Annotated in this window: 15 protein-coding genes; 8 read left to right on the top strand and 7 right to left on the bottom strand. The window is 38.9% G+C overall.

Annotation, left to right across the window (positions count from 1 at the left end; all coding sequences use genetic code 11):
• The first annotated feature begins 207 nt into the window (after positions 1 to 207).
• A complete protein-coding gene (locus Q0954_RS05625; RefSeq protein WP_299454750.1) occupies positions 208 to 1,200 on the top strand; it encodes a sodium-dependent bicarbonate transport family permease in 993 nt (330 codons plus the stop codon).
• A 12-nt stretch (positions 1,201 to 1,212) separates the two neighbouring features.
• The gene (locus tag Q0954_RS05620) at positions 1,213 to 1,527 is read left to right on the top strand and encodes a P-II family nitrogen regulator (protein WP_299454749.1); all 315 of its coding nucleotides are present in this window, start codon (positions 1,213 to 1,215) and stop codon (positions 1,525 to 1,527) included.
• A gap of 93 nt (positions 1,528 to 1,620) precedes the next feature.
• On the opposite strand, the gene Q0954_RS05615 is transcribed toward Q0954_RS05620, so the two are convergent.
• A complete protein-coding gene (locus Q0954_RS05615; protein WP_299454747.1) occupies positions 1,621 to 2,097 on the bottom strand; it encodes a GyrI-like domain-containing protein in 477 nt (158 codons plus the stop codon).
• Positions 2,098 to 2,360: 263 nt separating this feature from the next.
• Positions 2,361 to 3,440, bottom strand: coding sequence for a hypothetical protein (locus Q0954_RS05610; protein WP_299454746.1), 1,080 nt, complete (start codon positions 3,438 to 3,440; stop codon positions 2,361 to 2,363).
• A gap of 330 nt (positions 3,441 to 3,770) precedes the next feature.
• Between Q0954_RS05610 and Q0954_RS05605 the strand changes: the two genes are divergently transcribed.
• The 4 genes from Q0954_RS05605 to Q0954_RS05590 all read left to right on the top strand — a co-directional run bounded on the left by Q0954_RS05605 (position 3,771) and on the right by Q0954_RS05590 (position 6,949).
• Positions 3,771 to 4,424, top strand: coding sequence for an MBL fold metallo-hydrolase (locus Q0954_RS05605; protein ID WP_299454743.1), 654 nt, complete (start codon positions 3,771 to 3,773; stop codon positions 4,422 to 4,424).
• A 15-nt stretch (positions 4,425 to 4,439) separates the two neighbouring features.
• Complete coding sequence (locus tag Q0954_RS05600) at positions 4,440 to 4,892, top strand: DUF3592 domain-containing protein (protein WP_299454741.1); 453 nt, start codon at positions 4,440 to 4,442, stop codon at positions 4,890 to 4,892.
• Positions 4,893 to 4,898: 6 nt separating this feature from the next.
• Positions 4,899 to 5,591: a CDP-diacylglycerol--serine O-phosphatidyltransferase gene (pssA, locus tag Q0954_RS05595; RefSeq protein ID WP_299454738.1), complete on the top strand. Its 693-nt coding sequence runs from the start codon at positions 4,899 to 4,901 to the stop codon at positions 5,589 to 5,591.
• 176 nt (positions 5,592 to 5,767) lie between these two features.
• The gene (locus tag Q0954_RS05590; protein ID WP_299454735.1) at positions 5,768 to 6,949 is read left to right on the top strand and encodes a BamA/TamA family outer membrane protein; all 1,182 of its coding nucleotides are present in this window, start codon (positions 5,768 to 5,770) and stop codon (positions 6,947 to 6,949) included.
• Positions 6,950 to 6,951: 2 nt separating this feature from the next.
• On the opposite strand, the gene Q0954_RS05585 is transcribed toward Q0954_RS05590, so the two are convergent.
• The 3 genes from Q0954_RS05585 to Q0954_RS05575 all read right to left on the bottom strand — a co-directional run bounded on the left by Q0954_RS05585 (position 6,952) and on the right by Q0954_RS05575 (position 9,678).
• The gene (locus Q0954_RS05585) at positions 6,952 to 7,866 is read right to left on the bottom strand and encodes a DMT family transporter (protein WP_299454733.1); all 915 of its coding nucleotides are present in this window, start codon (positions 7,864 to 7,866) and stop codon (positions 6,952 to 6,954) included.
• Between the two features lie 106 nt (positions 7,867 to 7,972).
• Complete coding sequence (xerD, locus tag Q0954_RS05580) at positions 7,973 to 8,872, bottom strand: site-specific tyrosine recombinase XerD (protein WP_299454730.1); 900 nt, start codon at positions 8,870 to 8,872, stop codon at positions 7,973 to 7,975.
• Positions 8,873 to 9,084: 212 nt separating this feature from the next.
• Positions 9,085 to 9,678 (bottom strand): NifU family protein, encoded by a 594-nt coding sequence (locus Q0954_RS05575; RefSeq protein WP_299454727.1) that lies wholly within the window; start codon positions 9,676 to 9,678, stop codon positions 9,085 to 9,087.
• Between the two features lie 268 nt (positions 9,679 to 9,946).
• On the opposite strand from Q0954_RS05575, the gene Q0954_RS05570 reads away from it, so the two are divergent.
• Positions 9,947 to 10,501, top strand: a complete 555-nt coding sequence (locus Q0954_RS05570) for a hypothetical protein (protein WP_299454724.1) — start codon at positions 9,947 to 9,949, stop codon at positions 10,499 to 10,501.
• A gap of 450 nt (positions 10,502 to 10,951) precedes the next feature.
• The gene (locus tag Q0954_RS05565) at positions 10,952 to 11,392 is read left to right on the top strand and encodes a GNAT family protein (RefSeq protein ID WP_299454722.1); all 441 of its coding nucleotides are present in this window, start codon (positions 10,952 to 10,954) and stop codon (positions 11,390 to 11,392) included.
• A gap of 251 nt (positions 11,393 to 11,643) precedes the next feature.
• On the opposite strand, the gene Q0954_RS05560 is transcribed toward Q0954_RS05565, so the two are convergent.
• Both Q0954_RS05560 and Q0954_RS05555 read right to left on the bottom strand, forming a co-directional pair.
• Positions 11,644 to 13,299, bottom strand: coding sequence for an adenylate/guanylate cyclase domain-containing protein (locus Q0954_RS05560; RefSeq protein WP_299454721.1), 1,656 nt, complete (start codon positions 13,297 to 13,299; stop codon positions 11,644 to 11,646).
• Positions 13,300 to 13,537: 238 nt separating this feature from the next.
• Positions 13,538 to 16,018 (bottom strand): penicillin acylase family protein, encoded by a 2,481-nt coding sequence (locus Q0954_RS05555; protein WP_299454719.1) that lies wholly within the window; start codon positions 16,016 to 16,018, stop codon positions 13,538 to 13,540.
• Positions 16,019 to 16,184: the final 166 nt, after the last annotated feature.

The following is a 16,184-nucleotide window of genomic DNA, read 5'->3' as shown; positions in this document are numbered from 1 at the left end:
AATCGCCTTATTTCTACGATATTGCTCCCTCAAAATCCATTGTAACTAACTAATTATTGCTCCTCACGAATGCTCCTATCAATTGAGCATTTATCTATCTTTTTGTACAGGCGCTTGTCTGTACCACCACCTTATCTTGCTGGATTCAGGCAAACATTACCCCAACCAGCCTACTGATAAACTTTCACACTTAAACTGAAAAAAATCATGGACATTCATTTAGCCATTGCCAATATATTATCGCCACCTGTGCTTTTCTTTTTTTTAGGAATGGTAGCAGTTTGGGTAAAATCTGACCTTGAAATACCTAAAGCGCTTTCTAAGTTTTTCTCTCTTTATTTATTACTCGACATAGGGTTTCACGGAGGATATGAACTCCACCACAATGGTTTTTCGTGGAATATAGTCGGAATTTTAGGTACCTGCTTTTTGATGGCTTCTATTGTGCCCTTGTATGCTTTTTTTATTCTCAAACGCAAGTTTGATACTGCCAACGCTGCTGCTATTGCGGCTACTTTTGGTTCTATCAGTGCCGTTACTTTTATTACAGGGATTGCTTTTTTAGAGTCAGCAAAAATTTCGTATGGAGGTTATATGGTTGCAGGCATGGCGTTGATGGAATCACCTGCCATTATTATTGGTGTCATTCTGTTTCAAGTATTCAAAAGCAAAGAAGCTACTCTCAACGGCAACAACAAGGGCGTATACCAACGTCCAAAATGGGGTAAAATATTGAATGATGCTTTTTTCAATGGTTCAGTGCTATTATTGGTAGGCGCACTTATCATTGGCATTATTACCGGAGATGCAGGCTGGAAAGCTTTTAAACCTTTCGATGCAATTTTTAAAGGCATCCTGACTTTTTACTTACTTGACAATGGCATTGTAGCTGCCAGTCGCCTAAAATCACTCAAAGGTTCGGCAGGCTTTCTCATTGGGTTCAGCATACTACTGCCAGTGTTCAATGCTACAATAGCTGTTTTTGTGTCCAACCATCTGCTATTTCTTAGCGAAGGCGACGCCCTTCTGTTTACTATATTGGTGGCCAGTGCATCTTATATAGCTGTACCTGCTGCTATGCGCCTGGCAATCCCAGAATCTAATCCGGCTTTTACCATCCCAGTGTCATTGGGTATCGTGTTTCCATTCAATGTGATAGTGGGCATCCCACTATATTTTTATTTAATACACATCATTTAAAAATCAAATACGATGAAGTTTGAACAAAGAAAAAAAATAGAAATTCTAATCGAAGCGGTCAAATTAGACAACGTCATTTATCAGTTAGAAGAAATAGGTGTGCCAGGGTATACTGTGGTAGGCAACATTTCGGGCAAAGGTGCCAATGGGGTACTAGACCATAATTGTAAGGCTAAAGTATTTGAGAACACCTACATTTTTACCGTTTGTACAGCAGCACAAGCCACTAAAGTATTAGAGTATTTAGATGAGGTACTGCACTATTTTTCGGGGGCATGTTTTGTATCTGATGTACAAGTGCTCAACACTACCAAACACCCAAAATAAGCCTATTCATTTATACAAATCGTTTTTTTTGACCCAGGCTGAGTTTTTTTTCCAACCTGGGGCTTACAAAATATTCCTTTATGTTCTAATGGGTTATTTTATCGGTATCCATACCTCTTCTTCTGCGTTGGGGTCAGTGGGTATGTAGCCTTCGGGCAATAGCTCAAAATGAGGACGTTGATCAAGCATATACGCAGATTTGGGCAACCACTCGCTAAAAATATAATCAAAAGTAGGCTTAAAAGCACTGGCAGGTCCTTTATGAATAAAAACAGCGTATTTGCCTTCAGGCAAAGTAAATGCGTGCATGCCTTTGGGTATGTTTTCAAAGTTACTTACTTCTATCGCTGCCCATTTGGTAAACACAGTGTGTGGAGTAAAGTTTTGCATAGAAAACCCTGGTGCATATACTTGCATAGAATAAAAACTTTGCCCTACCCTATGCTGTATTTCGTGACGTCGTGGCATAAACTGTTGCCAAAGTAGTCGTGTTTTGTTGTCTGTTAGCGACATTTCTGTATGTATTCCTACAAGTGTTCGTTCGGGTATTTCAATTATTTCAGGAGACATGATACGATTAATTAACTTGAAGTTTTCTCATTTTTTCATCTTAAACTCTAAGGAATGGTACCAAAATAAATACGCATTCTTAATCTCATCTTTTGAGGCTATACTTTGTTAAAAAATAGCCGAATAGCGCTGCTATTAGCCGACCATCCCTCAAGCTCGCTCAATATCCATTGGATATTGCCGTGCCGCGTCTAGCAACAAAATATTTTAGCGTTACTATAGAAATTTATTTTTACACCATTCCTAATAAAGTAAATACAAAGCTAAAAACTCAATATATTGCTTCTGCTAGGTACTTTATTTTTGATAACTATATTACTTTTCAATGTAAACAAATTGTGTTTTTGTAAATGTAATGGAACCTCCATATTGTAACGCAGTAATGCATTATGGACAATGGTATTGAGTAATGCTTCGTACACTTCTTGTGGAGCATACATTGGAAAACAAGCACAGCATTGTTTGACAGTAATGCTGCGTGGAAACGATAAACCAGGCAAACCATTTATATCAAAATAACGCATCATTCCTTGGCTATCTATCCGGCCATCTACCCGACTTATATCTTGTATATCCAGTGCTTCGACTAGTCTGGGCATTTGACCTTTTAGTTGTGCCCGTATTGTGTCATCCGTTAAAATCAATTGCTCTTTACCTCCACTATCCCACGCTTGTAAACGTGTGTCGCGGTCTAAGATAAGTGCTAACTCATAGTAAGTAGGCAGGAGTAGCATTTCATCTGCTAACTGCAAAAAACCACACGTAATTTCCTTACCAGGTAAAAATGCTTCCACTATTACCTTGCTAAGGGGGTAGTCTTGCAAAATTTGTCTTGCTTTTTGCGCCGCTTCATCTAAATTGTATGCCATTGTCACCCCTACACTACCTGATTCGGAGGTAGGTTTGAGTACCCATGGAAAATCAATGTCAACATCTCGAATCACCTGTTCTACAAAGGACTTTTTCTCTTGGGCAATGACCAAGTAGGGGGGTACAGGCAACCCTTCTTTTGCTAAAATAGTCTGACACACATCCTTTTTCAATACCTGCTTTAAAGTAGTAGCACCAGCTCCCAGAAAAGGTAAACCTCTTGCTTGTAAATAGTCATTGAGCCACACTACTTGCCCTTCTGATGCATTTACATAGTAAGCATTACCCCAAACTAAAGTATCGGGAGGAATATTTTTCAATACCTGTTCTAATTGAGTTACATTTTCTACCTCTTCTACTGCAATTCTAATACCTGCTTTACTCAAAGTATCTACGGCTGTTTGTAAAGAATTCGCGTTCAAAAACCAGCCATTAAACCAGTGCCCTTTGCTGTTGATGATTTGTATTTTCATTGAAAGATATATAGTAATTGAATTTATAAATATGAAGAGTAAGCACCTGTTCGTTCATTGAAGCACTTACGTTAGCCAAATTAAATTATTTATTTATATATTCTTCAGGTAGCCCTCAAAATTAGGGGTTTTTACGGGGGTTAAAAGGTATTTCTAACAAGCTATCGAACTATAAACCCTTGATGAGTTTACCCAAAATCCATTCCTACCAAACAATTCAATCGTTATATTACGCCAATACTAGCAATCAATACAGGATCGGGCTATGCACATTAACTTCTCCAAATTTATATTAACTTGCGCTCATATTTGTAAAAAACATTAAGACTTATGATTCAGATTCAAAAATTCACTTTCAATCCTTTTCAGGAAAACACTTTTGTACTATATGACAAAACCAAAGAGGCTGTAATCATAGACCCTGGTTGCAACTCGTCGAGCGAACACAAAGTATTGACTGATTTTATTGAACAAAATGAACTGAAAGTAGTCAAATTATTGAACACCCACTGCCATATAGACCACGTATTTGGCAATCAGTTTATCAAAGATAAATACAATGTAAAGTTACACATGCATCGGTTAGATGTACCTACTTTACAAGCAGCAAAAACAGCTTCTGAGATTTATCAAATCAAGCCATTTATTGAGTCTACTCCAGATGTTTTTGTGAGCGAAGAAGACACCATTGCATTTGGTAACTCCAGCCTGGAAATTTTATTTGTACCTGGACATGCTCCCGGACATATTGCTTTTTTGAATCGTGATCAAAAATTTGTGATCAATGGTGATGTGTTATTTAAAGGCAGCGTTGGGCGCACCGATTTCCCTGGTTGCAGTCACGAAGATCTAGTCAATAGTATTCGCACTAAAATGTATGCATTAGATGATGATGTAACAGTATATACCGGGCATGGTCCTGAAACAACCATAGGGTATGAAAAACAATTTAACCCTTTTGTAAATCTTCAAAACATTGGCTAACCTGTCATTTAGAAAATGAAAAAGAAACGACCTCCTTTTTTTTGGACAATAGTCATATTAGCCATATTTGCCGTCTTTTCGTGGTCAGCGGCTGCATTTTTTTATTTCACACAAAAGCAATTTGTAAATAAAGCAGTCAAAACACAAGGGAGAATTATTGCCTACAAAAAACAACGCAAGGTATACCGTCCTGTAATACAATATATAACAGCAAAGAAAGATACCATCATACATACTGCTGCTTTGGGCAAAACCGATACCACCCTCATTCCAAAGGGAGGCTCACTCAACCTATTGTACTTACCCCAAAAACCCCAGATCGTCAAAGTCAACGACTTTTGGCAACTGTGGTTTCAACCTCTGGTAATTGGCGGTTTTGGGTCTGCACCATTGCTATTTATATTGTTTTTGCGCTGGGTACTGGTGCCTAAAAATCACGCTCAACCAGAAGAAAAAAGAAATACTTGATAAGCTATGAAACAACATATTCCTAATATGATTACCTGTGGCAACGTGCTTTGTGGTTGTGTAGGTATAGTAGCTGCCAGTCAGGGCAAGCTCACCGAGGCAGTCTACTTTATATTGGCAGGAATGGTATTTGACTTTGCCGATGGATTGGCGGCACGCTTGCTACGGGCATATTCTGACATAGGCAAACAACTTGATTCGCTCGCTGACATGGTCACTTTTGGCGTATTGCCAGGAATGGTGTTGTTTCAATTGCTTGCCCAAAATGAGCCAAAATGGGCCGCTTATGGGGGGTTTTTATTGACTGTTTTTTCGGCATTGCGGTTGGCCAAATTCAATATAGATACCCGCCAAACCGATTCATTTATAGGTCTTCCTACGCCTTCGGCTGCTTTATTTGTAGGTTCTTTGCCACTCATCATTCACCAACAACCAGCTTACAAAACCTTTATTGAACAACCTGTTACTTTGTTTGCTATAACAATTTCCTTGTCTTTTTTGTTGGTAGCAGAGTTACCACTGTTTTCGCTTAAGTTCAAAAACTTTGGCTGGACTGATAATAAAATCCGGTATACATTTATGTTTTTGTCAGTATTACTTTTTGTACTATTTAAGTTTTTAGCGATTCCGTTTATTTTATTAATGTATGTTTTACTTTCTTTCTTGTCGTCAGTAACAAAAGCAAAGGAAAAAGCATAAAAGCGTTAACTTTTCTGCTAATTTTGCCCCTTAATTTACGTTAGTATCGTAGGTTAATATATACAATACATATTCTTATGCCATTATACTGGTCAAGATAGTAAGCATATAGCCACAAAACGCTTGGTATTTTTAATATTGATGAGATGGTATAATCCTTAGAATTTAACTGCCCTATGGGTATTATCAGAAAAACGCTTCATACAATTACTGCAATCTTACTTACTATACAAGTAGGTCTTGCCCAAGATACACTGTCTACCCCTGCTGACTCTTCATCAAGGGTTGGGCGCGTATACACGCAGGCTTTAGTCCCCCCCTATAAACCTCTCAAGAAAAAAGAAAAAAAGAAAAATGGCTTTTTAGCTTCTCCTTTCATTTTTTATAAACCAGATACAGAATTGATTTTTGGAGGACTGGGTATTTATTATTTTCGCCTAGGTACAAAAAACAACACAAATAAAGAAACACGTTTATCGTATGCCCAGGCTATTTTTGAGTACACACTCAACAACCAGGTAGACATTCAAGCTGGGTGGAATATATTTTTACCCAATGAATCATATATATCCAAAGGTTTTTTCAGGTTTAAAGTATACCCTGATTTGTTTTATGGGGTAGGCAATAACACCAAACAATACAATGAGTTATCGTATGTACACAACACGCTTATTTTTAACACATCTCTGGCAAAAAAGCTTGCACCCAACGTTTTTCTTGGTTTAGAATACCGCTATGCCAATACTTACAATATCAATTTTGAAAACTCAACGTCTGAGGTATTAGACAATGTACCAGGTATTTCTGGAGGACTTAACTCAGGGCTTGGGCTCATTTTTACCATCGACAAACGCGACAATGTAGTCAATGCTACTAAAGGTTTTTTGTTGGAATTCTCAAAATACAACTACAACTCCAAACTTGGCAGTACTTTCAACTATTCTAATGTTAATTTTACTTTTAATAAGTATTTTGACCTTGGCAACAAACAAGTATTGGCTACCAATACTGTAGCTAATCTTAACTCAGGTGATCCCTCGTTTCTTTTTATGGCTTTTGCCGGAGGCGAAAAAATTCTGAGAAGTTATGCCATGAACCGTTTTCGGGATAAAAACTTTGTAGGCACCCAAATAGAATACCGCCGTCATTTATTCTGGCGTTTAGGTATGGTGGGCTTTGCTGGCATAGGCGATGTTTTTGATCAAACCAGTGATTTCTCATGGAGCAAAGCCAAGTATTCTTATGGTATAGGGCTTAGGTTTATGGTCAACAAGCAAGAAAACATGAATTTTCGTATAGATTATGGACGAGGACGTGACAGCCAGGCAGTGTATATGACGGTTACTGAGGCATTTTAACTTTATTTTCGGTTGACAAGCCACACCCCCAGAATAGTAATTGTCATACCTATGTAATGACTAGGCAGTATCTCCTCTTTGTCTAATACCCCCAAAATAATAGCCACCAATGGAATCAAATAGGTCACTGAACTGGCAAAAATAGGGTTGGTCATTTGCAACAGTCTGTTGAATAAAACCAGCGCTATAGCAGTACCTGCTATGCCTAATATAGCAATATATACCAAAGCCAAAACACTTCCCTCTTTGTGGGCATAAATGGTGGCAAAGTCAGAAGCAAATAAATATACTAAAGCAAATGGTCCTACCAGGCTGATAGAAAACACTGATATATCCAACGACTTCATGTCATGGAGGTAGTGCTTGATATAGTTGAGGTTGAACCCATAACACACAGTGGCTGCAATGGCAAACAAAGCATAAGCATTGAAACTCGCCCCTCCATTGGCATTTGTAAAGATCAAGCAGATGATTCCTACAAAACCTATCAAAATACCTACTACTTTTGTTCTGACAGTTTTTTGGCGAAAAATAACTACACCCAAAACCAGGGCTGACATAGGAGTGAGCGCATTTAACACTCCAGTAATGGCACTGTCTACGTGGGTTTGTGCCAATGGAAACAAAAAGGCAGGAATAAAAACACCTACCAACCCTGATACAAACAAAGCTTTCCATTTATTTTTGGGCACTTTTCGGAAACGAACCACTGCTAAACCTACCAAAAAAATAAAGGCAAAACCTACCCTCAACGCCGCTACCTGTAGGGGTGGATAGACCAACAAGCCTTTTTTCATCAAGATAAAAGAACTGCCCCATACTATGGCAAGCAAAATAAGAATTGACCAAGCCAGCATTTTCTGCCGCCCCAAAAGCAGGGGGGCTTCATCTTTTGGTTTTAGTGTAGTGTTTGACATACCATTTGTTATTAGTGTATAAGTAAATCTACTCAAATGATTGTAACCGTTTTGGATGGTAAAATAGTTCTAAAAACAAATGATATTTTAGAGAAAGTAATAGTTTTTAGCTTCTGGGATGAAATTCGAGCAAGGTCTGACGCAAAATGTCCTGGTCTAAACGCTTGTATATTTCGGTAGTGGTAATATTTTCGTGCCCCAACATTTCTTGTACAGCTTTGATGTTGGCTCCGCCTAGTATAAGGTGGGTAGCAAAAGAGTGACGGAAGGTATGTGGGCTGATGTTTTTTTTGATGCCGGCAAGGAGCGCTATATCTTTGATGATCATAAATACCATTACTCTGGATATTTTGGTACCTCGGCGATTTAAAAACACAAAATCTTCGTTGTTGGGTTTTACAGGTACATTGCTGCGTACATTTTCTATGTAGCTGGTCAAGTAACGGGCTGCTTCCCGACCAATAGGAACAAAACGCTCTTTGTTGGCTTTACCTATAATTCTCAAAAAACCTATATCCAAGTACAGGTTACTAATTTTAAGTTCTATCAACTCTGTTACCCTCAAGCCCGAACTATACAACACCTCAATCATTGCCCGATTGCGGGCACCTTCTGGCGTAGACAAATCTATTACTGCTAATAAATCTTCTATTTCTTGCAGGCTCAATACGTCGGGTATTTTTCGGTCAATTCGGGGGGTATGTACATTTACACTAGGGTCACGCTCTATCGTTTCTTCAAGCATCAGGTATTTGTAAAAGGCTTTGATTCCTGATAGTATTCTCGCTTGCGAACTAGCTGCAATGCCCAACTTGGCAAGGTATGACAAAAACTTTTTGATATGGTCTGCTTTTACCTCGGCAGGAAGCATACTTAGACCTGCCATCTCCAGATAATCGCTGAACTTTTGAATATCGTGTAAATAAGCTTCCAGCGAGTTTTCTGACAAGCTTCTTTCCAGTTTGAGATAAGTACCAAACTCTTTTATGTAGGATTGCCAACCCAAGTTGCTAATTTTTTTGAGTAATTGAATAAACAGCCAGGTTTAAAGGTACAAACGAAACTATTGACTATCAAAATTTTACCAAATAAAAAGGGAGCGACAACTTCTTGTCCTCCCTTTAGTAAAAAAATAAAGTAACCCCAAAGAAGGTAGTCTCTGTTTTTTGAAGAAGTGCAACAATCAAAGACGAAGTTCAATGGGTGAGTTTTGTAGTTTTACACGCCTTCTGCTACTACCTCTTTTACATCTTCGGGCAACATACGCTTAAGCAAGTTTTCGATGCCTGACTTAAGAGTAACCATAGAAGAAGGACAGCCGCTGCAAGAGCCCTGCAAAAGTACTTTTACAGTCCCATTTTCATAAGAGTGAAAGTTAATGGCTCCTCCATCAGACTCTACCGCCGGACGCACATATTCTTCAAGAATGCCTTTGATTTTACGGTCTATTTCGGGTTCATCTTTATTCAACTCTTTGTCGTACTCATCCTGAATATTTTGAGTCAATAAAGGTCTTTGCTCTTCAAGGTAGCCCTGCAAAAACTCTTTTATCTCACCCGCAACGTCATGCCAATCAGCCTCCTCTTTTTTGGTTACTGTTACAAAGTTGCTCATCATAAACACCCGGTCTACATAGCTAAACTTACTGAATAGCTCGGCTGCCAATGGCGACTGTTGGGCAGTTTCGGCATCTGGGAAGTCAAACGTAGTACCATCGGGCACCAACATATAGTTGATGACATATTTCAGAGAATTAGGGTTTGGATTTGACTCTGTGTATATAGTAGTATATTTTGGAGTTGCTTGTTTCATATTTTATCCACTTAATATTTTGTATTAATTATGAAAACACAAAAATAAGGCTTTTAGTTTGAACTCTCTTCAAATTTTGCCTTCAGATAACGGGCAGGGTATAATTTCGTTCCGGGACACCAACCTCAACAAGAAAAACACAAAGAGGAGTCTAAAAAAAATGGTATTTTTATGAAAAGTGGTAACTTAGGGCATTCAATGACAAATAAAAGAGGGAAACGGTTTTGGCAAATAAAGGCAGCAAGTACCCCATAACAAAGATTAAGCAATGAACAAAATACCATTACTATCTACTTTGATATATTTCGTGCTTTTTATGGCAGCTATATTTTTGGCCATTCGATTGAATAATATTTGGGACACCTACCAACATAACAGCAAAGCCCAGGTGATATTTAAAGATATTATTGCAGAGGTGAAACAAAACCAAAGCTTGCTCAACACCAGCCAACCCAAAAATAACCAATTACTCCATAAAATCCGTCAACACCTTAAAGATTCTGTCTTATCTATTTCTAAACTTAGGTTTGCCCCTGTATACTTAAAATACACTGCCTGGAACACTTCCCGTTACTTACAAATGCCTCAACACTGGCCACCTGATATTCTTTATAATGTAAGCCAGATGTATGAGTTTCAGCAACTACACAAAGAACATACCCAAGCTCTATCTCGCATTGTACGCTCTATAGCTTTTTATGAGCATCAACAATTACGAACCAGCTTAGATGCTTTTGAGGCAAATTTGAGCGTGTTGTGTAACATAGACACTCAGCTGCAAGCACTTTATAAAACTTTTTTGTTAGCGCACCCCGCGCAATAGTACTTTTTTAGTCTAATCATTTTAAGCTAGTCAAATATTTATTATTATTACATAACAATAGTCCATAGTATTTAGTCCATAGTCCGTAGCTGATTCGAGTAAATGTTTACCTTATTAAACTCTGTAAACCGAGCCTGTAGCTCTGCTACGGCGAGCTCAACGAAGTTAATCAGTAATCAACTTTGGCTAAAATCACTGCGGAGTATTGACATAAGCAATCCTACAGAAATAAATTGCCATTGCAGCACTGTGTTTTTACAGATTGCTTACACTCAAGCTTTTGATGTTTTGACGGTATAAGCTTGAGGTATTATGTGACATTTATTCAACACTTACCTATATATCGAATAATTAATGACTTCAAATTTTGCCAATCCAGAAATATTAATTGAGTCAGAAAGATTAAAGTTGGTTTCGACTCAAAAAAACGATGTGTATAAAATTATGAGCATGGAAACTCATAGTGACAATAAACCTTACCTGACTCCTTACTCTTACCAACGGCATGGGCAAGTAATAAACAATGAAGACGAGCTTCATGTTTCTATTTGGCATGCAAAAGACAATGAGTTGCTCGGCTTTGCTATTCTTGCGGGGTTGTCTAATCCCAATCAAGTCTTGGAATGTCGCCGCATTGTCATCAATAAAAAAGGGCAGGGTTTTGGTCACGAAACCATCCAATTGCTCAAAAAATATTGCTTCGAGGAGCTCAAATACCATAAGTTTTGGTTAGATGCACTAGAAGGCAACCAACGCGCCATTCATCTGTATGAAGTTGAAGGGTTTAAAAAAGAAGGGATATTGAGAGAGCATGTAAAAAAAGAAACAGGGCACCACTCTCTGATTTTGTTCTCTATGCTTGCCTCTGAGTATACGCCTACGTCAGTATAGAGCACCACAGGGTAGCTCTTTCATAAGAGAGCAATTAAAAAATAGGATACCGGTTCTTTGATAGCTATTTTATTCTGAGACACGGCACTTTTTAAAGTCATAGTAGAGCTATGGCTGCAAAGAGTAACAAAGTCTCGGGACAAAAGCGCAGCTGCAAAATGGGTTCGTTATTTCTTGTTTGCTCCCTAAAATCAAGCCTTGTTTTGGCGGCAAAACAAGGCTTGGTTGATGCTTTTCTATGATGCATTTGGTTAACTTTTGGTCACTGCAGTGATGCTTAAAAACTTTTCTTCTCTGAGTTTATCATAGTTGGCATTAGGAACCACCCCAGTTTCATCAGCACTTAATTCGGGCTTGAGCCTGTATACAAAATACATATCTAACTCTCCCTTGCCTTTGGCGGCTACTTTCCCTCTATGTTCGCACTCAAAAAATTCTTTGATTAACTCATACGTATTTTGACCTACATTTACTTTGCCTACCTCTCCGCTGTTTTCCATGCGGCTGGCAGTATTTACGGTATCGCTCCAGATATCATACGTAAACTTACTTTTACCAATCACTGCTGACAGCGCATCTCCGGTATTGACCCCCAAACGGCACTGCCAATAATCTTCTCCAGCTTTTTGCTTCTCTTCACGTCGTTGTTTCATAAAGAACTGTATTTCAAGTCCTGCAAGTACCACGTCTACAGGGTTGGTAGTGTTAGGGTCGGGTATGCCCCCGGCACACATATACGCATCTCCTATAGTTTTTATCTTTTGGATTTGGTACTTGTCAGTAATTTCGTCAAACGTAGAAAAGCAATAGTTGAGTTCTTCTACAACCTCTTCAGGGGGCATTTTTTCTGAGATTTTTGTAAAACCTTTGAAGTCGGTAAACATCACCGACACTCGTTCGTAGTTTCTAATATCTACCCTGCCTTTGGTTTTGTATTCTTCGGCTACCTGCCTGGGCAATATATTGAGCAACAACCCCTCTGATTTTTGTCGTTCTATTTCTATCACGTCACGTTGTTGGCTTATTTCATCATTTTTTTGACTGAGTAATACGTTGGCTTTTTTCTGACGTTTACTGCTTTGGTACATCAGGGCAGCTATAATGATCAATGCCAGGGCAACCAAACTAAAAACCCAGGTAGCACGGCGGGTTTCCTCTTCGGTCAGGTCATTTTTGGCTCTTGCCAAATCTCGCTCTTTCTCGGCAAGATTGGTTTTTATCTTTTGAATCCGAATCTCCAGGTCTTTTTCCAACAATGTTTTTTTGCCCGCCAGCGATGCCACTTTCTTATATTCTACATTGTTGCTTTCCAGCATTTTTACAAGATACTTGACATACTGTTGCAAACTATCAATTTTTTGCCCATTGAGTTTTTTCAACTCAGTAAGCTGCCGGGTGGTGGCTTCAAGTTCGCTATTGATTTTATCCAGCTCTGCCGATAGCTTTTTAATTTTTACTACAGAAGGAGCGTCTTTTTCTATTTTCTTTGTTACCACAGGTAGTGGCACAGGAGAGGTTTTTTTTTGGCTGGTATCGGTGGCTTTGGTAGTATCTTTCTTTATGATGGCAGTTTTTCTTCCGGTAATGTCTACCAACCCTTTATTGGTAATTTGTAAGGTCAATTCTTTGCCCGAATACTTAAATGTGTAGGGAGGTTTATCGTCTTGTTTTACCTGAAAAGGTAACTCAAAGACAAGTTCGTTGGCATATAAAAACTGAAAATACCCCTTGAAATCGGTAAATGTAATGTGGTTTCCGTTAAAATCTCTAATGTCTATATTCTGAAGTGCCTTGCCTTTTTTATCTACAATAAAACCTTTTACTGTGACCTGTTTTTGGGCGTGCAGCTCAAAACAACTGCAGGATATGAGCATGCTGATGTAAAAAAAAACAAGATACTTTTTCATCTCTTCAAATTTTTTGCTTTGTGAATGCAGGTCTTATATACCACTATACCAAGGTACAAACAAACTATATGTTTCTTCAACGCTATTCCTTTGCTTAATATTACCTCAAGACCAAACACCTTATACCCTCACCTTGCAATTCACTTTTTGGGTCAATCAAATACCCAATTGTTTGCCAGATAAACCTTACCTAAAGGTAACTTTATTTTACAGAACTCTCAAGCACTATCGCTCAAAACTATTTATTTAGGGTCATTCTTACTTTCAGTCGTTTGCCACTCTCTTTGTAGCTTTGCATATATATTAAGCGCTTAAGTTTACCATTTTGCCAATCTTTGATAAAATTATCATAATAAAAGCTTCCAGGATTACCAGACTGTCCTCCTGGATAAATACCATAAGCTTTAGGTCTTTTGCCTAGGGCTACTACCATACGCCATGAAGGGCCAGTTCTTTCGGTGGTAGCATTTACAATGCGGGCACCTCCATTGGTAGGCAGGTTCAATACGCTAAAAGGTTTCAAACGAGCAAGGTGCAAAAGTGTCGTTGTTTTTTCTTTAGCCCAGGTCCAGTTCGTCACTTTGTTTCCATAGTATTTTTTCAAAGAGTCTACGGCTTGTTTAAAGCTACTGTTTACCAAATCGCCCAGCGTTTCTTTTACCTGAGTAGTTCTTACATTGTCAAACCACCGGGAAGGAATAGAGTCATTGAGCAAAATTAAATCTCCGGTCTTATCTGCCTTTGGGTAAATCATCATGCTATCAGCAGGAAAATTGTCTTCCCAAATAGCCCGATACAAAAACCTCCACCAATACCTAAACACCGTAGGACCTACCGCCTTGCTTACCTGCTGATAATCCCAAGCCTTGATTTTATCAAAAACATCTTTATACAAGCCTTTTTGTTGGGCTACATTTATATGCTTGAGCATTTCAGGTAATAAGTCTCTTGCTCTCAGGTTCAAATTGTCGTTTTGCAAGGCAATCAGACTATCGGGGGTAGCTTTTTTCATTTGTGCCAACTGCTCATTAATTCGCATGCCTCGCTCATAAGTGGCATAGCTCCAATGTAGATAATAAGGGTAAAGCGTATCTACCGGAAACTGATTGGCAGAGCTTACAAAACCTCTTTCGGGGTTTTTGATGGTAGGATTATACTTATTAGGAATCCAGCCTTGCCATTCATGGTCAGGGTTTGACCCGTCTAAAATAAACTTACCTTGTTCTTCCCATCTCACCGGAAACTTTCCCTTGGAAGTAATGGCAATGTTTTTTTGGTTATCGGCAAACACAAAATTTTGGGCAGGGCAAGCATAACCAGCCAGTGCTTTGGTGTAATCGCGGTAACTTTTTGCCCGGTTGAGCTGATAAAAAGCCAGCAATTCGTTGGAAGGGTCGTGGGCAAGCCAACGCATGGCTAAGCCAGGGCGGGTAAGCCCTCTGGTACCATAAAAATGTTTTTCACCTGGCTTAAGCACTACTGGCCCGTAATGGGTAAAATAGATAGAATCATAAACTGTAGGTTTGTTTTTTACCTTAATTGTATCTATTCTTAGGGTAGTAGTCTTCCATTTATCGTCGTAATAATATTCACGTAAAGTGCTATCCTTAAAATTGATCTGATAAAAATCAATCACATCAGCCGCCGTATTGGTTACTCCCCAGCTTGCCTGCTCATTAAACCCAATCGCAACACAAGGTGTACCTGGCAAGCTCACTCCATACACATTTACATTGGGGTTTATCAATTGTACCTCAAACCAAATAGAAGGCAAGTTGAGCTTTAGGTGAGGATCGTTGGCAAGTATAGGATAACCGGTGGCCGATCTATCGCCACTAATGGCCCAATTGTTACTACCAACTCCTACTGCTTGTTTTTCAGTCAATCGTTTCTCTATCAATTGTTTATGTAAATCTTCAGGTACATACTTGGTGGGTTGTTTGGGTACTTTCAATTCTTTGAAATTCCATTTGGTACCTGCTGGAATGATGGGATCATGACGAAGTGGGTAATTGGGAAACAGCTCATCTATCACTGCTTTGCCATGTTTTTGCAATGCATTGGTCATTTCCAATTCATGGCTACGCATGGTCAGTGTTTTGGACATATATTTTAGCAGCAAAGCAGTTTTAAGTGGGCTCCAGGGTTGGGGCTTATAGCTCAGCAGCTTATACTCAAGGGGGAGGTCTTTGGGTTCTAACTGTTGGATGTAGGCATTTACGCCTTTACTATAGGCAGTTACTACCACGCGAGAAGTTTCGTTTGCCATCATTTCTTTGACTGCCACTTCGGCAGCATACAACATACCAATGCGGCGTTGGTAACGATCGTAGTTGATGTATTTTGCTCCCAATATTTCAGACAATTTACCTGCTGCAGCGTAGGTTTGAAACTCCATCTGCCATAAACGAAACCGTGCGGTAATATAGCCTTGCGCCATATATAAGTCATGGTTGTTTTGGGCAAAAATATGCGGTACCATCCGATCATCTATCACTACCTCTACCTTGTCGTGCAAACCAGGTATTTGAAGGTCAACTTTCTCGCTTACCTTTTTAGACTCGGCGTTTTGCCAAAAGCCCTCAAAAGGATTGAAAAACTTCCCCAAGGCAGGCATTTGATTCACTTTTTGCCAGGGAGTATTCTCAAATTTACTATTGAGCACATAAGTAAGCGCCAACGTAAAAGAAAAAAGAATTACAAAGCGAAATATCTTCATTCGTATAGTTTTCAAAAAAGTTGAAAAGTCCTGCTGCAGCAAATTATTCGCTGCACAGGTCATTTGATTTTGCACAGCAAATGCCCCAGATAAATCAGGGTAGATGAAGACTAAAAGTGGACTTTTCGATTCAAATTGGTGTCAAACATCAAAATAACACCATTAT

This window comes from uncultured Microscilla sp., from assembly GCF_947493425.1.
Lineage (GTDB): Bacteria > Bacteroidota > Bacteroidia > Cytophagales > Microscillaceae > Microscilla.
This window is presented reverse-complemented; position numbering and strand designations above follow the sequence as displayed.